Below are 26255 nucleotides of genomic sequence, written 5' to 3'. Positions count from 1 at the left end.
TTTTAATTTCGCTTTTTTATTGAACCTGAACCCGAAACTTTGGTATTCACTTCCTTTGGTTCGCCTTTATATTCAATATCTCCGCTTCCGCTAACTTCTGCTTCAAGCGACTTTTCAACATTCACTTCACAATTTCCTGAACCGCTAACATCTACAATTGCAATATTTGAAAACAGATCGAATGAATTGTACTCTCCTGACCCACTTATCCTTACATCTTGTCTGTCTGTATTTCCTTTCAATTCAATTTCGCCAGAGCCGGAAATTCTTGATTTTACAAAATTTGCTTTTATATCTATAAGAATTTCGCCCGAACCACTAACAATTAACTTAATTTCATTACTTTTAAATTTATCTTCCGAATGAATCTGACCAGAACCTGAAACGTTCAATTCTTCGATTTCAGCCATAGAAATGTAAATATCGAAAACTGTAGTTTTGCTTATACAATTCTTATTTGAAATAAATAATTTCCCATTTTTGACGAAAGTTTCAACCAGCGGTAATATATTATCGTCTGTTTTTATTTCGACTTTGTTTTTCCTGTTTTTCGAAATATAGACATTTGCAGTACCACTTAAATCAATACTATTAAACGCCTCAACATTACGTTCTTCCGAAACTACATCGCCCGAGCCAACAATGCAATTTATGAAACAGCCGGGCAGAAATAAACTTACTAATGTTATCGAAATCAACAATATACGAATTTTCATTATTTCTTGTTTATATTAATAAAAGTGCAAAATTAACAAATTGTTTAGTTTTATTATTTAATTTGTTTCATTTGTGAGTTTAATATTTGAAAGTAAAATTCATTTTTCTTGGAAGAGATTTCTAACTAAAAACAGTAACTTTGTGGAAAAATAGAAGATGAACGAATTTAGAGAGAAATATATTAATCCTTTTACTGATTATGGTTTTAAAAGGCTTTTTGGCGAAGAAATCAATAAAGAATTGTTGCTCGATTTTTTAAACGAATTATTAAAAGAAGAGCAAGGAAAAATCACATCCCTAACTTATCTCAAAAATGAGAATTTGGGTGCCACTGAATTAAACAGAAAAGCAGTTTTTGATCTATATTGCACTAATGAAAGAGGGGAGAAATTTATTGTTGAATTACAAAAAACAAAACAGAAATTCTTTAAGGATAGGACATTGTATTATTCTACTTTTCCTATTCAAGAGCAAGCTGTAAAAGGTAGCGGATGGGATTTCAAATTAGAAAAAGTCTATACAATTGCAATTCTTGATTTTGTTTTCGATGAAGATGAGAATCAGCCGGAAAAATACAGATATGATGTAAAACTTACAGAGCAAGAAACAAAAGTAGTTTTTTATGATAAATTGACTTTCATCTATTTAGAAATGCCAAAGTTTAAAAAATCTGTAGAAGAATTAGAAACCAGATTCGATAAGTGGCTATATGTTATTAAAAATCTTCACAAACTTGACAGAATCCCTGAAAAACTAAAAGAAAAAATATTTTTTCAATTATTCCAAATAGCCGAAATTGCAAAATTTACACATGAAGAATATTTAGATTACGAAGACAGTTTAAAGTATTATAGAGATATTAAAAACTCCTTAGATACTGCAAGAGAAGAAGGAAGAGAGGAAGGAAGAGAGGAAGGAAGAGAAGAAGGAAGAAAAAGAGAACAAATTGAAATTGCAAAAAAAATGCTAAATATTGGTGTGGAAATCAATATTATTAGAAAAGCAACTGGTCTATCAGAAAAAGAAATAAATCAATTAGAAGCTTAATAAGCTAACTATTTGCCAAATGTTTATTTATTATTGTATCAAACTTTAAATTAGAATTATGAAAAAAAGTAAACTTGTTTTAATAGCCTTATCATTTTTTGCTTTCACTTTAATTTCGTGTTATACGAGCCGAGTTGTCGTACATAAACAATCAAAAAAGCCACCACGCCCTACAACAATTTTAGTTCCGGCAAGTGTTCCAAAACCAGGACCTTCTTATGTTTGGGTTGACGGATACTATAAATGGGATAAGAGATCAGGGAAATATTTATGGGTGAAGGGACACTGGAAAAAAGGAAAAAAAACAAAAAGAGTGAAAAAACCTCGCAGAAGATAGATATTCCTCCTTTTCACGAAATATTCTGTTTTCGCTGATCAGACTTGAATAACTTACTATTGAAAAACCACGAAAAATATATTAAGCGATGTTTACAGCTTGCTAAATTAGGAATTGGAAATATAGCTCCAAATCCTATGGTGGGCTCTGTTATTGTTTATAAAGATAAAATAATTGGCGAAGGCTATCATCAAAATTATGGTGAAGCTCATGCCGAAGTGAATGCAATAAATTCGGTGAAAGATAAATCATTGCTTTCAGAATCAACAATTTATGTAAATCTTGAGCCATGCTCACATTTTGGGAAAACTCCGCCTTGTGCCGATTTTATTATTGAAAATAAAATCCCGAATGTTGTTATTGGAAGTGTTGATAGTTCATCGAAAGTTTGTGGTAAAGGAATTTCAAAACTGAAAAATGCTGGAATAAATGCTTGTGTGGGTATTCTGGAAGATGAATGTCGAAATTTAAATAGAAGATTTTTTATTTTTAATGAAAAAAAGCGACCGTTTGTAATAATCAAATTTGCAAAAACTACAGATGGATTTATCGACATAGATAGAGAAAATATCACAAATACCCGACCAGCCTGGATAACTAATGAAATTTCTCGAACATTGGTACACAAATGGCGTGCGGAAGAAAGCTCAATTATGGCTGGAACCGAAACAATTTTAAAAGATAATCCTAATTTGAATATTAGAAGCTGGACAGGAAAAAACCCTACGCGACTGATTCTCGACAAACAAAACAGACTAAGTAAATCTTCAAATGTTTTCGACCAAAATCAAGCTACTATTATTTTTAGCAAAAAAGGAAACGAATCGAAAAATAATTTGGAATATATAAAAATCGATGATGATTTTGAAAATCTTAGAACAATACTTTCCGAGCTTTACAATCGTAATATTCAGTCCATTATTGTAGAAGGAGGCTCTAAACTAATAAACTCTTTTGTGCAACAAAATCTTTGGGATGAAGCTCGGATTTTTATTGGAAATCAGTTTTTTCATAAAGGAATAAAAGCTCCAGAAATTGAAGGAAAGGTAATATCAATTGATAATTTAGAAGAATCGAAACTAATGATATTTGAAAATTCTCTATAGAATTGAAATATCTTATGAGAACTATTTATTTCTGCCTTTTTTATACCAAAAAAAATAGTCGCGTTGAGCAAGTTTCTCAGATTTTGATTTGGCTGTATAGACTTTTTTCAAACTATATGGGTCGTAGCCCGAATAAAACATCACAGTAGCCAAAGTCATTGGTGTAGGTGTAAAATCTTGAACTTGCTCCAGTTGAAAATTTAATTCTTTAGTTTTTGAAGCTAATGAAGCCATATCGCTTCTTTCGCTTGTTGGATGACTTGAAATGAAATATGGAATAATTTGCTGCTTCAAATTATGCTTTTTATTTATTTCATCGAATGTTTTTTTAAGTTTTAGAAACAAATTGAACGAAGGCTTTCTCATTGTTTTCAACACCTTATCGGAAACGTGTTCGGGTGCAACTTTTAGCCTTCCCGACACATGTTCTTTAATCAATTCAATCAAATAATTATATGCTGATTTTGTGTAATTTTTGGTTTCTTTATTAAAAAACAGGTCATATCTTATACCGCTTCCGATAGTTGCTTTTTTTACTTTTGGGTGATTTTTAGCTTTTCTGTAAATATTCAACAAGTTTTCGTGATTTGTTTCAAGATTATTACAAATAGATGGAAAAATACAAGATGGACGCTTACATTTTTCGCAAATAGACAAATCTATTCCGGCCATTTTGTACATATTTGCCGAAGGGCCTCCTATATCTGACAAATGCCCTTTGAACTCCGGCATTTCTGCAATCATATCGATTTCGTTTAGTATTGATTTTTCTGACCTGCTTGAAATAAATTTCCCTTGATGTGCAGAAATAGTGCAGAAACTACAACCCCCAAAACAACCACGATGACTATTAACCGAAAATTTTATCATTTCAAAAGCCGGAATTTTACCACGTTTGTTGTATTTCGGATGAGGCAAGCTTGTGAAAGGGAGTTGGTAAATTTCGTCAAGTTCTTTTTCTGTTAGGTTGGAATATGCAGGATTGACAACAATCATTTTTTCATCAATTTGCTGAATCAGTCTGGAATTCGAGTATAATTTATTGGATTCAATTTCAATAATTTTAAAATTCTTCGCAAAGCTTAATTTACTTTTTAAACATTCTTTGTGAGAATTTAAAGTTATATTTTCCCATCTTTTATCAGATATAATATTTTCTTTTTCCGAAAGGAAAGCCGTTTGTTGAGTATTTCTAATTTCAGAAATCTTTATTCCTTTATCCAGCAATTTTGCAATTTCTTTTATTGGTTTTTCGCCCATTCCATAAACAAGCAAATCGGCATTGCTTTCTGCCAAAATGCTCGGTCTCAGTTTATTCGACCAATAATCGTAATGAGTAAGTCGCCTTAAAGATGCTTCGATACCTCCAATAATAATTGGGCTGTCAGGATAAATTTTTCGCAAAATCTGGCTATAAACTGTGGTTGCCCGATCGGGGCGAAAGCCAGCTTTATTGTTTGGAGTATATGCATCGGTTGAACGAAGTCGTAAATTTGCTGTATAATGATTTACCATTGAGTCCATGTTTCCGGAGCTAACACCGAAAAACAATCTTGGTTTCCCAAATTTCTTAAAATCTCTTAGATCGTCTTGCCAATTTGGTTGTGCAACTATTGCAACTTTAAATCCTTGCTTTTCTAAGACTCTCCCAATTAGCCCAACACCAAACGAAGGATGGTCTATGTAGGCATCTCCCGAAAACAGGATAATATCAAGTTCGTTCCAAGCTCTTTGTTCTGCCTCTTTTTTCGACAAAGGGAGCCAGCTATTTTTTTTTGTTTCTTTTTTCAAAACTATAAAATAAAGTTAATGCTATTTTATGTAAAAAGAGATGTTAGAAATTTCATCTGAGTCAAATTATCGAGCTGAATGGATTTGTTTACACCTCTGTTTTTCTTTGCAGTTTCAGTAAAATATTGATGATTTTTAATAAATTTTACTTGAGTATTATTCCAATCGTCAATAGATTTTATAATTTTCTTTTCGTACAATTCCATAAACAAATTTCTTGAAATTGGAATGAAATCCGTTCTACCAAGATAATCAAGGTCTGCATCACACATTATCTCTTCTATTTTGTTGGTTGGTTTGGGCGGGAATCGTGTTGATAGTATCAGATCATTAATTTTATCAATTTGGTCTTGTGAATAAAAGTATTTTGGCAGCATTTCGTTGGCAATTCTGATACCAAATAATTCGTGGTTGTTGTAACTAATTGTAAATCCTGTATCGTGAAGTAGGGCTGCGGTTTTTAGCAGCAGCAATTCTTCGTTCGAAACATTTTCGGCTTTAGCAATTATTTCAACTTGAGTGTAAACATCAATTGTATGTTGAACATTGTGATAGTATAATTTTTCAGGCAATTCCTTTTCCAATTTCTGAATAATTTTTTCCTTCAAATCTTCAATTCTCAAATGGGCAAGTTTAATATTAAATTCATTATTTGGTTTTAGTTTCAAATTATCTATCGATAAATTAGGAACTATTCCTTTCACAAAATACATGTCGATATTTCCTTTATGTTTTGCCGGCAATTTCCCACGATATTCGCAAATAAAATAATCTTTAACTAATTCGTATGTAGTACCTGAAATGTTTATTTCACCGGTTTCGCCTGAAGATTCAAGACGACTTGCCGTATTAACTGTATCGCCCCAAATATCGTATGAAAGTTTTTTGTGCCCGATTACGCCAGCAATTACAGGGCCAGTATGAATTCCTATTCTCAAATCCCATACTTTGTGTAAGTGTGTTTTCGATTCCGATTTAAGTTGAGAAAAATATTGTTGAATATTTAAAGCTGCAAGAATCACTTCAACCGGATTGGTTATATTCTTTACAGGCAATCCGCCGGCACACATATATGCGTCTCCAATGGTTTTGATTTTTTCAATATTATGTTTTTCAACAAGGCTATCGAAATAGTAAAAAAACTTGTCGAGCTCGTCTATCAGTTCTCTTGGTTCCATTTTTTCTGTAATTTCTGTAAATCCTTCGATATCAGAAAAAAGAACTGTAGCCTGTTTGTATCTTTTTGTAGTTGCTTTTCCACTTAATTTTAATTCGTCGGCAATTTGTTTTGGTAACATGTTCATTATCAATTCTTCAGATTTTTCTTTTTCGGAAAGTAATTCTTCGGTACGATTAATAATTATTTGTTCTAATTTGCTTTTCTCCAAAGCAAAATTGTACGATCTCCATTTTATTGTCATTAGAATAAAGGATATTATTATTATTCCGTAGATTACAAATGCCACTTTCGTGAGAAACAATGGAGTTTTAACCTTAAAAACATATTTTGCTTCGTTGCTGAAATTCCCATACAAATCTTTCGATCTTACATGAAAAATATATTCTCCGGAAGGAAGATAAGAATACTCTTTATTCTTTGTCCTATACCAATCGGACCATTGTTTGTCATAGTTCTCAAGATAGTACTGATATAAAAAAGAGTTTTCACTTTTATAAGCTGGTGTAGAGAACTTAAAGCTAATACTACTAAGCTTATAATCAAGTTTTGGGATTAAACTATCGTTTGGCAACTGTTCGATGCCAACAGAAATTTTATAGTTTGAAGAATATGAATTTAGGGTATTATCATTATTATGAACTTCTGAAATTAAACAAGTAAAATTGTTCTCGTTTTTAGAAAATTCTTTATAATTGAATCTGATAAGCCCATCGTCACCACCAAACCATACAATGCTATCTTTATAGTAAATTGCTTCAACTGTTACATCGCTGTATCGAATAAAAGGCTGAGTTTCTAATGTGTATTTTTTATTTTTACCGTTAAACAATGCAAGAGTAGTTTGTTTTGCAAATTCGTCTTTTTTCCCGGAGCTATACCATAAATTATTATAATTGTCTTCAATTATCGGAAAAACCCAACTGTCATGATTTGAAAAATCAATTCCTAATAATGTATCTGAATAAAATATATAGTTTTCCTCATCGTATCTATAAATTCCTTTTGAAGTGGAAAACAGAATCCCATTATTAGTAGAATACACATCTACCCAACGAAACTGTTCTGGCAGTCCGCTTTCTCCTTCTCTAATTTGCTGAATATCGGCATTTCTATCAAATCCTTTACTGAAATTAATGCGATACAATCCCGAATAATTTGTTCCTAACCAAACTAAACCATCAGCAGTTTCTGCAATCGTAATTATTTTTTTATCCAGATTTTGCAATTTTCCCAGACTAATCCACTTCTTGTTTTCATATTTCATAGCAAAAAGCCCTGAAACTCCTACTAAGTAATATACTGAAGTATTTCGTTTTGATTGAATAGAGGAAATTGTCTCGATAGGATAAAGTATTTCAGGAATATTATTTACAAGATTATAAATTCCTTGCTCGGTGAAAGCATATAAACTGTCATTAAAAATGAGCAATTTATGACACTTTTCATTAATTATTCCTATTTTTTCAAAAATATTTCCACTCAAAATAGATTCTTCTTTAATGTAATAAACACCATTATTTGTACCTATATACATCTTTCCTTTGTATTCTGAAATTGCTGAAACACTTGCTTTCAATCCCAGATTCTTGTTATAATACGAAAATGCCGAAGGATATTCAATTCTACAAATTCCATTACCTAAACAAGCCCAAAGGCTATTTTCTGTATCTACATATAAATCATAAACATGATCGTCATTGATTCCGGTTTCCTGATTTAGAATATTCAATAAATGTCCTTGACTATCGAGAAAAACTACTCCGCCTAAACGGGTGCCAATTGCATAATTATTGTTCGACAGCATTATTCCGGTAACAAATTTTAGCTTTTTTATGGTATTATTTATTGCAGCAAAAATTGGCTTGATATTTTGAAAATCGTATAATAAAAAGCCATCTTCTTTTGTGAATACAAGAAGATTCTCCTCGTATGGAAGAATATCGATAATTGTTTTATTTTTGAAAATTGATCCATTTTCGACCAAACTCAGTTTACTATTTTCATATTTGTATAATCCACTATCAGATAAATGAATATATACTTTGTCATAAATTTTATGAATCGAAATATTTCTGTTGAACTCTAATGAATCATAAACCGTCTCTTTAACTATGCGAAATTCTTTGGAATTCCATGAATAAATTTTATTATTATCCTTCAAAAGAACCTCATCATCAATTGTATAAATATCTGATATTTCAGAAAAGCTAATATCATTTCGATTTTCAATAATTGAAGTAAACTTTGTTTTGCCATTCCAATCTTCAGCAAGAAAACCAAATTCATCGTTCGAAGCTACATAAATAGTTCCTTTTTCGTCGATATCTAAAAATGGCCAACCTTCAACTTTTATGATATTCCAACTAGTTCCATTGTATTCAAGAATTCCATTCAAATTGCCGAAATACATAACACCTTGCTCGTTCTGTAAGATTGAAAAATTCTGACTTTCGTAGCCATATTCTTTCGGAAGAAAATTTCTAACATAAGGTATTCCTGAATAATATGTTTGACACCAAGAATTTATACTCAAAAATATAATAATTATAATTAGGGAATGTTTATATAAATGACTATTTTTGGAAATTGTTTTTGTCATTATTATTTTTTTTTGTAATATTAAATGTTTTTTCAAAATTAAATAAATTATTATTTAATTTTGAATTTTAATTGTAAAAATGTTGTTATGCACCATAAGAAAGACACAATAGTAGTCCCTTGGGATTTTTCGCAAATTGCTGAATATGCTTTAAGTCATGCCATACCAATTTCACGAATTTTAGAAAATGATATTGCCATTGTTCATATAATCGACGAAGGTAGTGTATTTTCAAGCAGCTCGAGAAAAAGAAAAGAAATTGAAAATGCTACTCAAAAGCTCAATGAAGTTTCTGCAAAGATTATTAGTGAACATAAAATAAAGCCCAAAGTGATTGTTCAATCAGGGAATATTTTTAACACCATAAACAAAATTGCCGAAGAAGAGAATGCAAATATGGTCATAATGGGAACTCACGGAATGACCGGAATGCAAAAAATTACAGGCAGTAGAGCTTTAAAAGTTATCGTTGGTTCAAAAGTGCCATATATGGTAGTGCAAGCTCCATACGAATATAGAGACAACAACGACATTGTCTTTCCTGTTGATTTTAGGACAGAAAATAAAGAAAAACTACTTTGGGCAAACTATATGGCAAAAAGTTTTAAATCTAAAATACAGATTTTCACACCTAATGTTACCGATGAACTTTTGAAAAAAAGAACTACTGCAAACCTAAATTTTGCGAAAAAATTCCTTAAGGAAAGAAATGTATTATACGAAATCACCACTGCCGAAGGGAAAGGAAATTTTGCTGAAGAAATTATCAAATTTGCACATACGATAAATACAAATCTAATTCTTATAATGACAACACGAAATATTGGACTTCAAGATTATATTGTGGGAACAACTGAACAATATGTAATTTCCAATTCGATGAAGATTTCAGTAATGTGCGTAAATCCTCGTTCAGACGTTTACAGAACTGGAGGGTTTGGCTAAAATCAAAAACAATATAATGAATATTAAATATTCGAAACTTATAAAACAACGGAGAATTCTGTTGTTTTTTTTATTTATACTAAATGATAAAATATTAAACTCTGATTAAGTCAATTTTCCGTTTTTCATTAACACTTTAAAATACAAAGAATAAAACTTAAAATATGCTTGCTAAAGAAAGATATCAACCAAAAAATCATATTAGAATTGTTACTGCTGCAGCTCTATTCGATGGACACGATGCCTCAATAAATGTTATGCGAAGAGTAATTCAATCAACAGGTGCTGAAGTAATTCATCTTGGACACAACCGGTCAGTAAAAGAAATTGTAGATTGTGCTGCTCAAGAAGATGTTCAGGCAATTGCAATTACCTCATATCAAGGCGGACATATTGAGTTTTTTCAATACATGCAAGACTTATTGGTTGAAAAAGGCATTGAACACATCAAAATATTTGGTGGAGGTGGCGGTGTAATTCTACCAGACGAAATGGAGCAATTGCACAATTACGGAATTGAACGAATCTACTCGCCCGACGATGGCAGAAAAATGGGATTGCAGGGAATGATAAACGATGTGCTCGAAAAATCTGATTTCCCAACAGGAAAAAACCAAAGCATAAAACTTGAAAGTATTCTTAAAAAAGATATAAATTCTATTTCCCGTTTGATATCGAGTGCCGAAAATTATCCTAAAGAAGTTTCAAAACTACTTTCAGAGATTTATGAACTTGCGGAAAACAAAAAAACTCCGGTAATAGGCATAACAGGAACAGGCGGCTCAGGAAAATCCTCATTAATTGATGAGTTAGTAAGAAGATATTTGAGCGACTTGCCTGAAAAAACCATTGCAATTATTTCAGTAGATCCCTCGAAAAGAAAAACCGGTGGAGCCTTGCTTGGAGATAGAATCAGAATGAATTCTATTAACAATGAACGAGTATATATGCGTTCTCTTGCAACACGGCAATCGAATCTTGCCCTATCGAAATATGTTCGCGATGCTGTGAATATTGTTAAAGCTGCTGGTTTTGATACGATTATTTTAGAAACTTCCGGAATTGGCCAGTCCGACACAGAAATAGTTGACCATAGCGATTTGTCTATGTATGTTATGACTCCGGAATATGGCGCAGCTACTCAATTAGAAAAAATTGACATGCTTGATTTTGCCGATATTATTGCACTTAACAAATTCGACAAACGAGGTGGGCTCGATGCTCTCAGAGATGTAAAAAAGCAATTTCAACGAAATCAGATGTTGTTCGAAGTAGATTTCGAAGAAATGCCTGTCTATGGAACTATTGCATCTCAATTTAACGATCCCGGTGTTAATCAGCTCTACAAAGCTTTAGTTGAGAAAGTTAAAGAAAAATCGAATATCGACTTGAAATCATCGATGACTCCATCGAATGAAATGTCCGAGAAACTATTTATTATTCCTCCTCATCGAACAAGATATCTTTCAGAAATTTCTGAAACTGCTCGAAATTATAACAATTGGGTTGAAGATCAATCAAATATTGCACAGAAACTCTATAGCTTACAAATGTCAAAGCAGATTCTTTCAATAGATGAAGAACCGAAACAAAATTTGATTTCAGAGCTTAACAAAAAATATGAAGAAACAAGTCTGAATCTTGATGGACACAATAAAAAAATAATCGAAAATTGGGAAGACAAAACCCAACAATACAAGCAAAAAGAATTTATTTTTAAGGTCAGAGATAATGAACTAAAAATTGAAACACACACCGAATCCTTATCTCATCTTCAAATTCCAAAAATTTCATTGCCAAAATATAAAGCCTGGGGCGACATTCTGAAATGGAACTTAAAAGAAAATGTACCTGGCGAATTTCCATTTGCTGCAGGAGTTTTTCCTTTCAAAAGAGAAGGTGAAGATCCTACCAGAATGTTTGCTGGCGAAGGAGGACCTGAACGTACAAACCGCAGATTTCACTACGTATCGAAAGGTTTGCCTGCAGCACGACTTTCAACAGCTTTCGATTCTGTAACTTTATATGGAGAAGATCCGCATAAAAGACCTGATATTTATGGGAAAATAGGAAATTCCGGTGTATCAATTTCTTGCCTTGATGATGCAAAAAAACTATATTCAGGTTTCAATCTTGCAGCTCCTAAAACTTCGGTCTCTATGACAATAAACGGGCCTGCTCCTACCATGGTTGGATATTTTATGAATGCAGCAATAGATCAGCAATGCGAAATTTATATTCGTAAAAATGGTCTAACAGACGAAATCGATAAGAAGATTGAAAATATTTATAAAGAAAAAGGAACTATTCGTCCAAAATATCAGGGAGAAATTCCGGACGGAAACGATGGTATTGGATTGTTTCTACTTGGCGTAACAGGTGATATGGTTTTGCCTTCAGAAATATACAGCAAAATTAAAGCTGAAACAATTTGTCGTGTTCGAGGAACAGTTCAAGCCGACATTTTGAAGGAAGATCAGGCTCAAAATACTTGCATTTATTCTACAGATTTTTCATTGAAATTAATGGGAGATGTGCAAGAATATTTTATTAATAATAATGTAAGAAACTTTTATTCAGTATCAATTTCTGGCTATCATATTGCTGAAGCTGGTGCAAATCCGATTTCGCAACTTGCATTTACTCTTACAAATGGATTTACATACGTAGAATACTACGTTTCACGCGGAATGGATATCAACAAATTTGCTCCAAATCTATCGTTCTTTTTCTCAAACGGTGTCGATCCAGAATATTCAGTCTTGGGCAGAGTGGCAAGATTAATTTGGTCTAAAGCAATGAAATTGAAGTATAATGCAAACAGCCGATCGCAAAAACTAAAATATCATATTCAAACTTCTGGTCGCTCGCTACATGCCCAGGAAATAGATTTTAATGATATCAGGACAACTTTGCAAGCCTTATATGCAATTTACGACAATTGTAACTCTCTGCATACCAATGCCTACGATGAAGCAATCACAACTCCAACCGAAGAATCAGTTCGGCGAGCTATGGCAATCCAAATGATAATTAATCACGAATTAGGTTTGGCAAAAAATCAAAATCCACTACAGGGCTCGTTCATAATCGAAGAACTTACTGACTTAGTTGAAGAAGCCGTATTAATGGAATTTGACAGAATTACCGAACGAGGAGGAGTACTTGGTGCAATGGAAACTATGTACCAACGTAGCAAAATTCAAGAAGAATCGCTATATTATGAAACTCTGAAACATACGGGAAAACTTCCGATTATGGGTGTGAATACTTTTCTTTCGTCGAAAGGATCCCCTACAATTATTCCGGGTGAGGTAATTCGTGCCACAGAAACCGAAAAAGAATATCAAATAGAAATGCTTGATGAACTGCATAAAACCTATAAAAAAGAATCTAAAACTCAAATTAAAAATCTACAAGAAGCTGCTGTGTCAAACCAAAATATTTTTGAAAGTTTAATGGAAGCTTCAAAATATTGTTCAATTGGACAAATTACCCAAGCATTATTTCAGGTTGGTGGACAATATCGACGAAATATGTAGATTGATTATGAGTTATATCCCGATAACTAAGTGGATTAAATATTAATTACAAACTATGAATTATAGCAATTATCTCAAATTTCTGATATTTCTTTCTCTCGTGATTTCCTTCTTTTTTTCCTGTCAAAAAGATAGTTTTATAACCGACACAGATGCAAAATTATCATTCTCAATGGATACTGTATTGTTCGATACTGTTTTTACGACTATTGGCTCAACTACCCAACAGTTAAGAGTTTTAAATAAGCATAATAAAACAATTCAAATTTCGGAAATATATTTGGCAGGTGGAGACATTTCAAATTTCAGACTAAATATTAATGGAGTCCAAACAATCGAAACCGAAAATATTGAAATCGCTGCAAACGATAGCATGTACATTTTTATTGAAGTTACAGTAGATCCGAACGATCAAAATTCTCCTCTGATAATAACAGATTCCATCATTTTCAGCACAAATGGAAATATTCAGGATATCAATTTGGTGGCTTGGGGACAAGATGCGTTTTTTCATTCAGCAAATACTTATATGCAGTTTATTTCGGGAGTAGATACTTTTCATTTCCCATATCATACTATCCACGAAAATCCTGTCTGGACAAACGAAAAACCACATGTAGTGTATGGTTATGTCGGGATTGATGCGAACGACATATTTACAATTGAAGCAGGAACTCAAATTCATTTTCATTATAATTCGGGAATCATAGTGTGGCCCGGAGGCTCTCTAAAAGTAAACGGAGAATTAGGAAATGAAGTTGTTTTTCAGGGCGACAGGCTCGAAGAATTTTATGATGAACTGCCTGGACAATGGGACAGAATTTGGCTCTATGGCGGGAGTATTAATAATGAAATAAATTATGCAATAATAAAAAATGCAATAATTGGCCTCCATGTCGATACGGTTTTTAACTCTAATCCAACACTGAAAATATCGAATACGAAAATTGAAAATATGAATGCAATAGGCATTTTCGCACAAGGAGCTGTAATTGAGGCAGATAATTGTGTAATTGCAAATTGTGGTCAGCATTCGGTAGCATTGTCAATTGGTGGAAAATATAGGTTCAATCATTGTACAATAGCAAACTATTGGACTCATTCGAGCCGTGCAAGTCAAGCTGCTCTTTTGCTAAACAATTATTATAAAGATGTTTATGGTAATTTTCAAATTAGAGACTTGGAGGAAGCATATTTTGGAAATTGTCTTATTTATGGAAGTATTGAGGACGAAATTGGTTTCGATTACTTCCCTAACGAAGGAATTTTTAATTATAAATTTGATCATTGTTTGATGAAAATGTATGAACCAGGAGTTGATACAACTGATACTGAAACATTTATTAATATAAAATATAATTTAGAACCAAATTTTATTTCTACAATCAGCCCTTTCGATTATCAATTAGATACACTTTCGGCAGCTAAAGATCAAGCAAATATCAACATTTCATTGATGTTCCCGATTGATTTGAATGGAAACAAACGACTTGAAAATTCTACATCTGATATTGGTGCTTTCGAGAGAGTGGAGTAGTTGAAAGTTCAAAGTTGAAGAATATATTTTTAATTCCTATTTATGAAAGAAAAAATTCTAATAATTATAAATGATGCTCCTTATGGAACAGAAAAAGCCTACAATGCTCTACGATTGGCAAATACAATTTTGAGCGAACATGAGGAAACCGAAATAAAAGTATTTTTGCTGGCTGATGCAGTTTTTTGTGGCTTGCCAAATCAAAAAACTCCAAATGGATTTTATAATATCGAACGCTTGATGAAATCTGTTTTACATAAAGGAGCAGAAATAAAACTCTGCGGAGGTTGTTCTGAGGCTCGCGGAATCCATGAACTACAATTGATTGACAGTGTACAATTGAGCAACATGAAACAGTTAGCAAAATGGACAACAGATTGTGATAAAGTTTTAACCTTTTGATAAGAAATAATGAAAAATATCTTACATTTTACTTTTTCGATAATTTTCGTGTTTATTTTTATTTCCTGCAAAACAGGTAAAAAACACGCTTCAAATCTACATCAATCAGCAAAAACTCCAGAAAGAGGAGATTTGAGAGTCATGTTCTACAATGTTGAAAATCTATTTGACATTTACAATGACTCTTTAACAAACGACAGTGAATTTTTACCTGATGGTAAAAAACATTGGAATTTCAATAAGTACAACAAAAAACTTAACAATATATATAAAACAATAGTAGCGGTAGGCACTTGGGAAGCTCCCGGAATTGTTGGACTTTGCGAAATTGAAAATCGTAAAGTTCTGGAAGACCTTATCGAAAAAACACCTCTTTCAAAAGTTGGATATAAAATTATCCACAAAGATTCGCCAGACGGACGCGGGATTGACGTAGCCCTACTCTACCGCGAAAACAAATTTTCACCAATAAGTTACGATGCAATTGAAATAAATTTCCCAGAAGAAAATTCAAGAAAAACACGCGACATTTTATATGTAAAAGGGAAAATTCATAAGAAAGAAATATTACATATTTTTGTTAATCATTGGCCATCGCGCTGGGGCGGCCAACTAAAATCGGAACCAAAACGTATGTTTGTTGCGTCTGTTCTAAAACATACTATAGATTCTATTTTTGCTGAAGACGCAGAAGCAAATATTATTATTACCGGCGATTTCAACGACGATCCCGACAATAAAAGTTTACTTAAAATTTTGGAAGCAAAATCAAATTTAGATACAATTCAAGAAAAGCAACTCTATAATTTGTTTTATCACTATAAAGAATCACATGCTCAAGGAACTCTTAAATATAAAGGTTTTTGGAACTATTTCGACCAATTTATAGTTTCAGGAAATTTATTAGAAGAATCGAAAACTAATTGCTCAAAGACAGATGCAAAAATTTTCAGTCCTGACTATTTGTTAGAAACCGACAATCAGTATTCAGGGATAAAGCCAAATAGAACATATTTTGGATCGAAATATCACGATGGATATAGCGACCATTTGCCTGTGTATTTAGATTTATGGAAAAAATAAATTTGAAATTGGATAATTTTATTAGATAATTCCTAACTAAAAGTTTCGAACTACTAAAACAAACGACTAAAACAAATCCCATAAAATGCAAATATTAAGTGTTTTGACTGAACTATTTAATCATACCATCATGATAGTTACTTTCGTAATGATCATGATGCTGATTGTAGAATATTTGAATGTGCAATCGAAAGGTGCTTGGAGCGAAAAACTCAAAAAATCTCCAATTTCGCAACTTCTTATCGCCGGTTTACTTGGAATTACGCCTGGTTGTCTGGGTGCATACACTGTAGTTTCTCTATATACTCACAATATTTTTAGTTTTGGAGCATTGGTTACGGTTATGATTGCAACTACTGGCGACGAGGCTTTTGTTATGTTCTCAATGATTCCTGAGGAAACTATCAAAATTACTGCAATTATTTTTGGAATTGCTATCCTTAGTGGATTTATTATTAATTTATTCAAAGTACCAAAAACTAAACTCTCTCATCAAACTTTTCACTTCAAAATTCACAAAGAAGAAAACGATTGCCATGGACGGAAAAGATTTAATATTTTCAAAGAATTTAAGAACATTAGTTTTCACAGAGCAATAATTATTTTCGGATTATTTATTTTTCTTTTTGCTCTTTCATCTGGCAAAATTGGGCATATCCACAATGAAGAACCACAAGCAGAAATTGTTCACCATGACCACGATCATGAAATAGACGATATAGAAGAACATCATCATGAGCTTCATGGCGACAACGAACTTTTTACACATTGGAATTGGATAAGTATAACATTCTTAGTTCTTTCTCTTTGCGCTCTTTTTATTGCAGCTACAGTACCCGATCATTTCCTCGAATCGCATCTTTGGGAACATATTATTAAAAAACACTTTATTAAGATTTTTCTTTGGACATTCGGTGCATTAGTTTTTATAAATATTTTGATAAACTATTTAGACATTGACATTTGGCTGAAAGATAATCAACTAATAATTCTTTTGGTTGCAGTTCTGATTGGCCTGATTCCAGAATCTGGCCCGCATTTAGTTTTTGTAACATTGTTTTTCGAAGGGACAATTCCGTTTAGCACCTTGCTGGCAAGTTCTATAGTTCAAGACGGGCACGGGGCTTTGCCTCTTTTTGCTGAATCTAAAAAGAGTTTTGTTTTGGTGAAATTGATAAATCTTTTGGTTGGACTTGGAGCTGGAATAATTGGACTATATATTTTATAGTGAAAACTAAGTAAACTTTTATAACAAAGGACTAAACAATCGTGCAACGGATTCTTTGAGTTTCTCAAAGATTGGTCGCTTATTAAACTTGTTAATATCAACTTTGTAGCTATTCTTAATATCTTCCAAAAACGATTTTTTCAAAATATTGTTGATTTCAAAATCGTAAATAATTGCATTTACTTCATAGTTCTGATCGAAGCTTCTAATGTCCATATTTGCAGTTCCTACTGATGAAATAACATCATCAACCATAAGTAACTTGCTATGAGAAAATCCTTTACGGTAGAAATACACATTTATTCCGGCTTCGAGCAATTCTGCGACATAAGATTTCGAACTCCAATTTACCAGAAATGAATCAATTTTTTCAGGAATAATAATTCTAACATCTATCCCGCTTAGCGAAATTGTTTTCAAAGCAGTAAGAATACTTTCGTTTGGAAGAAAATATGGTGTTGAAATATAGACATATTTTTGAGCTGTGGCTATCGCCGAAAAATATGTTTGCATAATACTTGCCCAATCGGAGTCGGGACCGCTTGTAACTATTTGAACAAGATGCTTTTTTGATATATTATGTTTTGGAAAATATATTTCATCATTCACAAGTTTCTGGCTTACAAAATACCAGTCGATGAAAAATATTGCTTGCAAGCTATTCACCGCATCGCCTTCAAGTCGCAGATGCGTATCTCGCCAAAAGCCAATTTCTTCTGTTCCCTGAATATATCGATCTGCAATATTCAACCCACCCACAAATCCTACTTTTCCGTCAACAACAATTATTTTGCGGTGGTTTCTATAGTTTATTTTATTTGCAAAAATGTATGAACGAACCGGCATAAATCCATAAACTTCGACTCCGGCATTCAATAGTTCATCGACATAATCGCTGCTCAAACTCCAACTACCAACATCATCATATATTAACCTGATTAATACACCTTGCTTTGCCTTACGAATAAGAATATCTTTAATTTTATTGCCAATATTATCTTCTTCAATAATATAATATTCTAAATTGATATGATGTTTTGCATTTTCTAATTCAGAAATTATTGAATCAAAAGTTTGAATCCCATTTTGCAGAACCTCAATATCATTATGTTCCGTAAGCAAAGATTTGTTATTGTTAACCAAAAGCTTGATAATATTGATTTTGCTTTTTATGTCGTCATTTTGTAAAAATTCAATATTCGACAAATCGTCTATTTGCTCCGGATTTAACATCCTTGAACTTTCAATATCGGAGATTTCTTTGCGGTTAAAGAATTTTTGTTTACGGAAGTTTCTTCCAAAGTATAAGTAAAATATTACGCCAAGGAAAGGCAATACTATCAAGACCAACAGCCATGAAATTGTCTTAACCGGATTCCGATTTTCGAGAATAATTATGGTTATCGTAAAAATTATTGAAAGTAGGTAGGCTACATAAATAATCCAGAAAAATATCCCTTCTATTCCGAACCAATTGAAAATATTCATTGAAGTTTAATTAATAGCAAATTTTATTTTTAGATTGAGGATATCGTTCAATTCATTATAAAACTTGTTAGAAAAAAGCATGACAAGTTTGTGTAAAAAAAACACATGACAGGAGTCGCAAAATGGCACAACATATTCTTTCATTACTATCAATTAAAATAATTACCCAAAGCAACAAAGATAAAAAATTGCTATCAAATTTTAATGATTTAAGGATAAGAAAACGGCGAAATTTCAATTCAAATATGCAATATTTTAGCTGAGGTAAAAGATTTCATGGAAACTGCTTCCTTACCTATCCTTTTTTAGAGGGATGGCAAAAGCAAATTTTTCGGAGCTAAATTCTACAATTGACGAATTTTCATTCGATTTTTCTTTCAATTTCATTTTCGACTTTGTAATTTTATTTATTCCGTTCAATCCGGCATCAGCAACATGCCAAAAATCTACCCTCTCATTTTCATTCACTTTGAAAATTTTCTTTTTCAAAATATTTACAAAAAATTGTTTGACAGAAACATAATCATCGTCCTGAATCTGAGGCATTTTACTTGCAGCAGCAATTGGTTCTTTTTGTGTAATATTCTCATATTTTTGATTCATATTATTCGTCCCATCTACAGTCTGAGGTTTTAAGTCTCTTTTTATGAGCGTATCTTTCGAAAAATTTGTTTTTGCAGGAACTATATATTTGAAAGAATCGATTCTTGCTTCAGCCAAATTTTCCGAAAATTTATTTTTCAAATCGCCATTAATAATTTCTTCTTTAGAATCAATTTTATTAATTCTTTCTGTTTTAGGACAATTTTTGTCAGCTATATTTTCAGTTTTATTTAGAATTTTTGGCTTTTGAATTATACTTTTTTGCTTCTCTTCTGTCGATTCAATATTTCCTTCAATTTCTGCATTTTGGTTTTTATCAGAAACAATTTCAATTTGGATTTTAGAAGTGTCATTTTTATCAGCAAAATTTGGATTTTCTTCTACGACAAATTTATTTGAATAAAAATACAATCCAATGACAATAATAATTGATGCAGCAATCGAAAAATATGGAATAAGTTTTTTTGCTTGAAGATTGAATTTCTTTAGAGATGATTTTTTGTTGAACAAAATATTTAGTTCAGGTTTTATTTTGGTTTCTAAATATAAATTGAAAGTTTTTTGATTTTCAGGATTCTCAGAAATATAGTCTTCAAATTCTTTTGATTGCTTTTCAGTGAGTTGATTTTCTAATTTTGCGATACAAAAATCTTCAAAATTTGATTCATTAATTGAAGATTGACTTGCAATATTTTTTTTTAAACTTTCCTTGAAAGGAAATTTTATAGTTTCGGGCTTGATTTTTATTTCTTCGAATTGCTCAAATTCAGTTTTTATATCTGGGTGTTTATCCAAAAAATTGAATAATTGTTTATTTTGCAGAAAATCAAGATTCCCATCGAAATAATCTATAAAATACTCCTGATAATTATTAATATTTATTTTCATCTCAGCTTTTTTCTAAACAACTACTTCTGTACTAACAATATAATTTTTCAAATATTTCCGTGCTCTAAAAATATACACCTTCACTTGCGATTCGTTCAAATTTGTAATTTCTGCTATTTCTTTGTAAGAATATCCTTCATAGTCGCGTAACAGAACCACCGATTTTTGAATATCGGGAAGTTTATCAATGGCTTCGTTCAGAATTTCGTTCAAATCGCTATAATGCTCGCTGTGCGAATAGTCAAGCAAATTTACCTCTTCAAAATCAACTTTTCGTTTTTCCCTTCTGATTAGGTCAATCATAGTATGATAGGCAGTTGAAAAAATGTAGGATTTTACTTTTTTAAAATCAACAATAGAAACATTTATCCACAATTTTTCATAAGTATCCTGAACTATATCCTGAGCCTTATTTTGATCTCTAATATTTTTTAAAATGAACCTGTAAGCTCCATCAGAAAAATTTTCAACACTAATATTATACTCCTCAGTTGTCATTTAACATTTCAAATTTAATTTATGACGGAACTAAAATACTATTTGTTACAAATTATTTTTCATTTTTTTGTCTATTTTGTCATTTTGTATTTTCTATGATATTTTCATTCAACTAAAATAGTATGAATTTAAAAGAAGCGATAAGTTTTTCTACCACAGAATTGTCCGATTTTTATCCAAAAGAAGAGATACAGAGCTTTATATATTTAATATTTAATGAATTAGAAAATCTATCGAAACCTGAAATTCATATTCAGCAAGACTTTCAAATTAGTGAGAATTCAATTCATCGACTTAAAAAAATAGTTTTAAAGCTTAAAGAGTATCAACCCTTACAATATATTTTCGGCAAAACAGAATTTTATGATTTAACATTTTCTGTAAATAAAGATGTTTTAATTCCACGTCCCGAAACCGAAGAGCTTGTAGATTGGATTGTAAATGACTCTAAAAATACAGCATCGAAAATTATTGATATTGGCACCGGTAGCGGATGCATTGCAATTTCTCTGAAAAAAAGCCTCCCAAAAGTAAAAATTTTAGCTATAGATATTTCTAAAAAAGCACTAGAAATTGCAAAAAAAAATGCACAATCAAATAATGCTGAAATAAGCTTCACTAAATTTAATATTTTAGATATTGAATCTAACAAGAGATTTGCAAAATTTGATATTATCGTCAGCAATCCACCGTATGTTCGTGAGCAAGAAAAATCGCTAATGGCAAAAAATGTTCTAAATTTTGAACCATACGAAGCACTTTTTGTTAGCAATCAAGATCCATTGATTTTTTATGAAGCAATTGCAAATTTTGCAATAAAGCATCTTTCAACAAATGGGAATTTATATTTGGAAATAAATGAAAATCTGGCAGAACAAACAGCTGAATTGCTTTCACAAAAAGGCTTTTGTGAAATATTGATAAAAAAAGATATTAACGATAAGTTCAGAATGATTAGAGCCAAACTTTTGAATTGAAAAGAAAAACATGCAAAAAAAAGATAAAAAGCAAGCTTTAATACAAGCACAAAACATTTGTTCAAAAACCGAAAAATGCAAAAAAGATATTCGCATAAAATTAAAAAGCTGGGGAATTTGCGAAGAAGAAACTGATGAAATTATTGAAGATTTAATTCATGAAGATTTTATAAACGAAAAACGATTTGTTTCTTCTTTCACCAACGAAAAACTAAGAATATTGAAATGGGGTAAGATAAAGATTATGTTTGCCTTGAAACAAAAAGGGATTTCCGAGGAAAATATTTCACATGCTATGAACAAAATTCCTAAAGATGAGTATTTAACAATTATTTTTAAGGAATTAGAAAAAAAAGCGAAAAGTATTTCTGCCAAAAATGAGGCAGAAAGAAAAAACAAACTTATCAGATTTGGAATGAGCCGGGGCTACGAACAGGATATTTGTTTCAATTTCGTAATTCCTGACCAAAAATAAAAATTTAGTTTCAATAAAAATATTGGAGTTTGCCAGAAATAATAAAACCACAACTAAAGAGCTGTGGTTTTTTTTATTTATGGTTTCAGAATTCTATTTTTCAATATTAGGAAGCTCCAGACCATATCCTTTTTTCTTGTCTTCGGCTTTCAAAGCAATTGCTACAAATATTGCCAACAAACCTGTGGCTGCAAAAACAATCATAGGGGCTGTATAATCATAAGGAGGCACAACAACATCTTGACCTTCTTCCAACAGTTTTCTTGCATCAATCACTTCAGGATTATATTTATCTAAAACATATCCTATCAATAGTGGAATACCCATTAATCCCCAGTTTTGAACCCAAAAAATTAGAGCATAAGCTGTTCCAAGTTGTTTTTCGGGAATAATTTTTGGTACAGAGGGCCACATTGCAGATGGCACTAACGAGAATGTAACTCCAAGGAAAAGAATAAGTGCAATTGCTACAATGTAATTATCAATAAACGGTATTGAAAAGATAGTATGGGCTACTAACAACATAACCGAACCTATTAACATAATTGTAGCACCTTTTCCTTTTCTATCGTAAATATTACCAAAAAATGGTGTTAATAAGATTGTTCCAAATGGTAAAAGACCCGGAATTGCACCAGCAAAATCAGGCTCAACGTTATATTTATTAATCATTAAATCAGTAGCATAATATAGAAATGGGAATACTCCTGAATAGAATAAAACACATAGAAGAGCAATTAGCCAAAATCCTTTATTTGTAAGGATTGTTAATATATCACTTATTTTAAATTCGTCCTCCTCGCTAACTTCATCAGAAACCCCCTCTGATGCTTCTAATTTTTTATCCATAAATATATACCAAAGAAAAGCAATAAATCCGGCAACTAATAGACCTATACCTAACATTAATGGAGCAGAAAGTGCAGGAAGTTCTTTTGTTCCAAACCAAATTGTTGCCATTGGTAACGGAAGTGCTAAAGCAAGAGCAGTACCCATACGTGCAGTAGCCATTTCGAGCCCCATAGCAAGGGCAAGTTCTTTTCCTTTAAACCATTTTACAATTATTTTACTTACAGTAATACCCGCAATTTCTACTCCTACACCAAAAATTCCAAAGCCAAGTGCTCCATAAAATATTTGAGATTTCATTTCTAAAAAAGAACCTTCAAAGAAGAGACCTTCCATTGGAAATATACCATCAATTGCTAAATATTGTAAAATAGTTCCCACAATCATCAATAAAGCCGCACCAATACCAGTAAATCTAACACCAATTTTATCTAATATAATTCCTCCAAAAATCAACATTAGGAAAAAAACATTAAACCAACCGTAGGCACTATTCCATAAGCCAAAGTCAACACTATTCCAACCAAAATGATCTTCGAGAAGAGGTTTTAGTGGTGATATTACATAATTAATGTAATAACCTGTCATCATTGTAAACGAAACAACGGCAAGTGCTCCCCATCTGGCACCTTTCGAATCTCTAAGAGATTGTGTAATATTATTCATATTTTTAAATTAAGTTAATAAATTCATTTTTTCAAGAGGCTAAAAGTAGGATATTTATATGTTTCTGCAAATGATTTGTGTTAGAGTTTGTTTTTATTGCTTTTGAAATTTTACTTATATCTATTTTTATATGCTGATAATCTGTTATTTATTTAAACAAATATGATACTTGTATTATTGAAGTTAGTTGAACATTGAATGTATTTTGAAAAATATTCCTATTTTTGTATTAGCGAAATAATAGGAAATTTAAAATAAAAATATGATTGACTGGACATTACATATAGAATCGAATCCTGAGAGATTGTATGGAAAACCGGTAATAATCAATACAAGGATTCCAGTAGATTTAATTCTAGAGAAATTAGCCTCCGGCGATACTATTCAAGATTTAACTGAAGCATATCCTAAAACAACAAAAGACGATATAGCTGCTTGTCTATTGTTTGCATCAGATTCGATAAAAAATGAGATTGTATTTTCAAAAGCTTCATAAAAATGAAACTTGTTGTAGATGAGAGTGTCGATTTTGGAATAATTATTAGATTGAGACAAAATGGAATAATTGTTTTGTCGATATTGGAGGACTTTTCCGGTATAAAAGACACTGAAGTATTAAAAATAGCTATAGCAAACCGAAGTTTATTAATTACAGAAGACAAGGATTTTGGAGAATTGACATATCGGTTAAGATTTGAACACACTGGAATATTATTAATTCGTTTAAATGAAATTAATCGAAAAGAACGAATTGAAATTGTATTAGAAATAATTGAAAAACATTATGAAAAGTTAAAGGGCAATTTTTCAGTATTGACTAAAAGAGGATTAAGGATGAAAACTTCATAAAATAAGCTATTTAAATTTAGAACTAAAATTATAATCATCTGAAAACTATTGTTTGATAACACAAAAGAGTATTGATAAAAGAATTAATAAATTTGCCAGTAGTCAGTAAAAACATTGATATTCATATTATCAATTTATTAGAAATTTAACGACCTTACCTCTTGGATTTCTTGCGTTGTTTGTGGATTTAAAACCAGCAGAAATAAGTAGTGAAATTGCAAGATACTTATTTGTTTCTACAACTCTGTTATTTGGACTAAGGGTTTGTAAATAAATAAAGGATTCAAGTTGCACGTCCCGATACATCGGGATTGTTCATTTTTAAGGCATAAAAGTTGCGAATAGCCACAGTTTATTTAATACTTTTATAATGAAGAAAATGGACAAAAGAACAAGTACAAATGGATAGTTTATTTATTTACAAACCCTAAAGATTTACTGGACTGACTTTTCAAAAAACGATCTAAATGCCGATTACAAACACAACTGGAATTTAAACATAGTTAAGCAAAAAAACGTTATAAAGTTTGATAATCTGTTATTTTTGAAGAAAACATTTTAAAATATTACAATTTTGATTGTATTACGGAAAATATTTTTATATTTGCTTATTAATTAACAGAAAAATATTGGTTTTATGTTTTGCTGTACAAGAAATAATTATATTACTATTTTTTTTCACAGCATTTCATAATAATTTTAGTCTAAATATTGACAATAAATTATGGAATCGTATATTTGTAATTAGTTAGTTTTTTTAATTTATATTTAATCTTAAATAGTTTAAATCTTATGAATGAAAAAATATCAAACTGGTTCAAAAAACATTATAAAGATCGAAAGCTAATAGAAAACCAAGAATACAAAATTTCTTTTATACAGTTTGTTGGTTTTGCTTTAATTTTTATTGGAATACTATACTTGCTTTTCAAATTAGTTTTTTCAACAAACGGAAATGCACTCTTAAACGGGGAGAATGTATCTATCACATTTTTCATAATAATGCTTGGAGTTTCCTTAGCTTTTCCTTCCCTCTTAAAAGACCAAAATAAAGAAGTAAGTACAATGCGGATTGTAGTATTTATGATGACAAATGTTATTTGTTTACTATTATTAAAAGTAGGATGGGATGCAAACGATTTTTATGATATTGGAATAGACCAATATTGGGTAGGTATTATTGCTTTTGTTTTTGGAGCCAAGGCTACGCAGGCATTTTTTGAAAGTAAAATGGCTGTGCCAAGAAAAGAACCGGAAAGAAGCGGTACTGCAGCTTTAATATATTCTCATGCAGAACTTGCAAAATTAGCAGGGCAAACGCATGAAAAAGAATCACAATACTTTCGACAGCCAGAGTTGAGCAGTTCTTTTGCTAATTTTAAATTTCCAGTTTTTCAAAACAAAATCTTGAATTAATAAGCCTGTCCATTTGTTTGTTTTATAGCCTT

General features: G+C 31.4%; 21 protein-coding genes. 14 read left to right on the top strand and 7 right to left on the bottom strand.

Annotated features, from left to right (window positions below; all coding sequences use genetic code 11):
• Window positions 1–2 precede the first annotated feature (2 nt).
• Window positions 3–716 (bottom strand): DUF2807 domain-containing protein, encoded by a 714-nt coding sequence (locus HN894_17395; protein MBT7145100.1) that lies wholly within the window; start codon window positions 714–716, stop codon window positions 3–5.
• 157 nt (window positions 717–873) lie between these two features.
• Between HN894_17395 and HN894_17390 the strand changes: the two genes are divergently transcribed.
• From HN894_17390 to ribD, 3 genes are read left to right on the top strand one after another with little or no spacing between them, the layout of a single operon-like run.
• On the top strand, window positions 874–1764 hold the full coding sequence (locus HN894_17390; GenBank protein MBT7145099.1) for a PD-(D/E)XK nuclease family transposase: 891 nt from the start codon (window positions 874–876) through the stop codon (window positions 1762–1764).
• Window positions 1765–1822: 58 nt separating this feature from the next.
• On the top strand, window positions 1823–2101 hold the full coding sequence (locus HN894_17385) for a BcpO-related WXXGXW repeat protein (GenBank protein MBT7145098.1): 279 nt from the start codon (window positions 1823–1825) through the stop codon (window positions 2099–2101).
• Window positions 2102–2160: 59 nt separating this feature from the next.
• Window positions 2161–3207, top strand: coding sequence for a bifunctional diaminohydroxyphosphoribosylaminopyrimidine deaminase/5-amino-6-(5-phosphoribosylamino)uracil reductase RibD (gene ribD, locus HN894_17380; protein ID MBT7145097.1), 1047 nt, complete (start codon window positions 2161–2163; stop codon window positions 3205–3207).
• Window positions 3208–3228: 21 nt separating this feature from the next.
• Here ribD and HN894_17375 read toward each other — a convergent pair whose 3' ends face one another.
• Together HN894_17375 and HN894_17370 are read right to left on the bottom strand one after the other, a co-directional pair.
• Entirely contained in the window at window positions 3229–4998 is a 1770-nt protein-coding gene (locus HN894_17375; protein MBT7145096.1) for a YgiQ family radical SAM protein, read from the bottom strand.
• A gap of 26 nt (window positions 4999–5024) precedes the next feature.
• Window positions 5025–8777, bottom strand: a complete 3753-nt coding sequence (locus tag HN894_17370; GenBank protein ID MBT7145095.1) for a hypothetical protein — start codon at window positions 8775–8777, stop codon at window positions 5025–5027.
• An 87-nt stretch (window positions 8778–8864) separates the two neighbouring features.
• Between HN894_17370 and HN894_17365 the strand changes: the two genes are divergently transcribed.
• The 6 genes from HN894_17365 to HN894_17340 all read left to right on the top strand — a co-directional run bounded on the left by HN894_17365 (window position 8865) and on the right by HN894_17340 (window position 17514).
• The gene (locus HN894_17365) at window positions 8865–9722 is read left to right on the top strand and encodes a universal stress protein (protein ID MBT7145094.1); all 858 of its coding nucleotides are present in this window, start codon (window positions 8865–8867) and stop codon (window positions 9720–9722) included.
• Window positions 9723–9886: 164 nt separating this feature from the next.
• Window positions 9887–13264 (top strand): methylmalonyl-CoA mutase family protein, encoded by a 3378-nt coding sequence (locus HN894_17360; protein MBT7145093.1) that lies wholly within the window; start codon window positions 9887–9889, stop codon window positions 13262–13264.
• Between the two features lie 55 nt (window positions 13265–13319).
• Complete coding sequence (locus HN894_17355) at window positions 13320–14801, top strand: hypothetical protein (GenBank protein ID MBT7145092.1); 1482 nt, start codon at window positions 13320–13322, stop codon at window positions 14799–14801.
• 42 nt (window positions 14802–14843) lie between these two features.
• Entirely contained in the window at window positions 14844–15203 is a 360-nt protein-coding gene (locus tag HN894_17350) for a hypothetical protein (GenBank protein ID MBT7145091.1), read from the top strand.
• A gap of 141 nt (window positions 15204–15344) precedes the next feature.
• On the top strand, window positions 15345–16286 hold the full coding sequence (locus HN894_17345) for a hypothetical protein (GenBank protein MBT7145090.1): 942 nt from the start codon (window positions 15345–15347) through the stop codon (window positions 16284–16286).
• 85 nt (window positions 16287–16371) lie between these two features.
• Entirely contained in the window at window positions 16372–17514 is a 1143-nt protein-coding gene (locus tag HN894_17340) for an arsenic efflux protein (GenBank protein MBT7145089.1), read from the top strand.
• A gap of 18 nt (window positions 17515–17532) precedes the next feature.
• On the opposite strand, the gene cls is transcribed toward HN894_17340, so the two are convergent.
• The 3 genes from cls to HN894_17325 all read right to left on the bottom strand — a co-directional run bounded on the left by cls (window position 17533) and on the right by HN894_17325 (window position 20991).
• On the bottom strand, window positions 17533–19002 hold the full coding sequence (cls, locus tag HN894_17335; GenBank protein ID MBT7145088.1) for a cardiolipin synthase: 1470 nt from the start codon (window positions 19000–19002) through the stop codon (window positions 17533–17535).
• A 291-nt stretch (window positions 19003–19293) separates the two neighbouring features.
• Window positions 19294–20493 carry a hypothetical protein gene (locus HN894_17330; GenBank protein ID MBT7145087.1) on the bottom strand — a complete coding sequence of 400 codons (1200 nt, stop codon included), beginning with the start codon at window positions 20491–20493 and terminating at the stop codon, window positions 19294–19296.
• Between the two features lie 12 nt (window positions 20494–20505).
• Entirely contained in the window at window positions 20506–20991 is a 486-nt protein-coding gene (locus HN894_17325; GenBank protein MBT7145086.1) for an RNA polymerase sigma factor, read from the bottom strand.
• A gap of 122 nt (window positions 20992–21113) precedes the next feature.
• Here HN894_17325 and prmC point away from each other — a divergent pair, with 122 nt between their 5' ends.
• Complete coding sequence (gene prmC / locus HN894_17320) at window positions 21114–21968, top strand: peptide chain release factor N(5)-glutamine methyltransferase (protein ID MBT7145085.1); 855 nt, start codon at window positions 21114–21116, stop codon at window positions 21966–21968.
• Window positions 21969–21978: 10 nt separating this feature from the next.
• Window positions 21979–22443: a RecX family transcriptional regulator gene (locus tag HN894_17315; protein ID MBT7145084.1), complete on the top strand. Its 465-nt coding sequence runs from the start codon at window positions 21979–21981 to the stop codon at window positions 22441–22443.
• Between the two features lie 93 nt (window positions 22444–22536).
• On the opposite strand, the gene HN894_17310 is transcribed toward HN894_17315, so the two are convergent.
• Entirely contained in the window at window positions 22537–23958 is a 1422-nt protein-coding gene (locus HN894_17310; GenBank protein ID MBT7145083.1) for an MFS transporter, read from the bottom strand.
• A 265-nt stretch (window positions 23959–24223) separates the two neighbouring features.
• Here HN894_17310 and HN894_17305 point away from each other — a divergent pair, with 265 nt between their 5' ends.
• The 3 genes from HN894_17305 (at window position 24224) to HN894_17295 (ending at window position 26223) form a co-directional block, all read left to right on the top strand.
• On the top strand, window positions 24224–24454 hold the full coding sequence (locus HN894_17305; GenBank protein MBT7145082.1) for a DUF433 domain-containing protein: 231 nt from the start codon (window positions 24224–24226) through the stop codon (window positions 24452–24454).
• 2 nt (window positions 24455–24456) lie between these two features.
• Window positions 24457–24807 (top strand): DUF5615 family PIN-like protein, encoded by a 351-nt coding sequence (locus HN894_17300; GenBank protein MBT7145081.1) that lies wholly within the window; start codon window positions 24457–24459, stop codon window positions 24805–24807.
• Window positions 24808–25599: 792 nt separating this feature from the next.
• Entirely contained in the window at window positions 25600–26223 is a 624-nt protein-coding gene (locus HN894_17295; protein ID MBT7145080.1) for a hypothetical protein, read from the top strand.
• Window positions 26224–26255: the final 32 nt, after the last annotated feature.

Source organism: Bacteroidota bacterium (assembly GCA_018692315.1).
In the GTDB taxonomy this organism is placed as follows: domain Bacteria; phylum Bacteroidota; class Bacteroidia; order Bacteroidales; family JABHKC01; genus JABHKC01.
The sequence above is the reverse complement of the archived record's forward strand: the minus strand, read 5'-3'. Positions and strand labels throughout refer to the sequence as shown.

Coding starts and splice junctions, on each gene's coding strand:
- HN894_17340 (MBT7145089.1), top strand. CDS start 16,372: ATGCAAATATTAAGTGTTTTGACTGAACTATTTAATCATACCATCATG.
- HN894_17350 (MBT7145091.1), top strand. CDS start 14,844: ATGAAAGAAAAAATTCTAATAATTATAAATGATGCTCCTTATGGAACA.
- HN894_17390 (MBT7145099.1), top strand. CDS start 874: ATGAACGAATTTAGAGAGAAATATATTAATCCTTTTACTGATTATGGT.
- HN894_17385 (MBT7145098.1), top strand. CDS start 1,823: ATGAAAAAAAGTAAACTTGTTTTAATAGCCTTATCATTTTTTGCTTTC.
- HN894_17300 (MBT7145081.1), top strand. CDS start 24,457: ATGAAACTTGTTGTAGATGAGAGTGTCGATTTTGGAATAATTATTAGA.
- HN894_17295 (MBT7145080.1), top strand. CDS start 25,600: ATGAATGAAAAAATATCAAACTGGTTCAAAAAACATTATAAAGATCGA.
- HN894_17345 (MBT7145090.1), top strand. CDS start 15,345: ATGTTCTACAATGTTGAAAATCTATTTGACATTTACAATGACTCTTTA.
- prmC (MBT7145085.1), top strand. CDS start 21,114: ATGAATTTAAAAGAAGCGATAAGTTTTTCTACCACAGAATTGTCCGAT.
- HN894_17310 (MBT7145083.1), bottom strand. CDS start 23,958: ATGAATAATATTACACAATCTCTTAGAGATTCGAAAGGTGCCAGATGG.
- HN894_17315 (MBT7145084.1), top strand. CDS start 21,979: ATGCAAAAAAAAGATAAAAAGCAAGCTTTAATACAAGCACAAAACATT.
- HN894_17370 (MBT7145095.1), bottom strand. CDS start 8,777: ATGACAAAAACAATTTCCAAAAATAGTCATTTATATAAACATTCCCTA.
- HN894_17395 (MBT7145100.1), bottom strand. CDS start 716: ATGAAAATTCGTATATTGTTGATTTCGATAACATTAGTAAGTTTATTT.
- HN894_17365 (MBT7145094.1), top strand. CDS start 8,865: ATGCACCATAAGAAAGACACAATAGTAGTCCCTTGGGATTTTTCGCAA.
- HN894_17355 (MBT7145092.1), top strand. CDS start 13,320: ATGAATTATAGCAATTATCTCAAATTTCTGATATTTCTTTCTCTCGTG.
- HN894_17325 (MBT7145086.1), bottom strand. CDS start 20,991: ATGACAACTGAGGAGTATAATATTAGTGTTGAAAATTTTTCTGATGGA.
- HN894_17360 (MBT7145093.1), top strand. CDS start 9,887: ATGCTTGCTAAAGAAAGATATCAACCAAAAAATCATATTAGAATTGTT.
- HN894_17330 (MBT7145087.1), bottom strand. CDS start 20,493: ATGAAAATAAATATTAATAATTATCAGGAGTATTTTATAGATTATTTC.
- cls (MBT7145088.1), bottom strand. CDS start 19,002: ATGAATATTTTCAATTGGTTCGGAATAGAAGGGATATTTTTCTGGATT.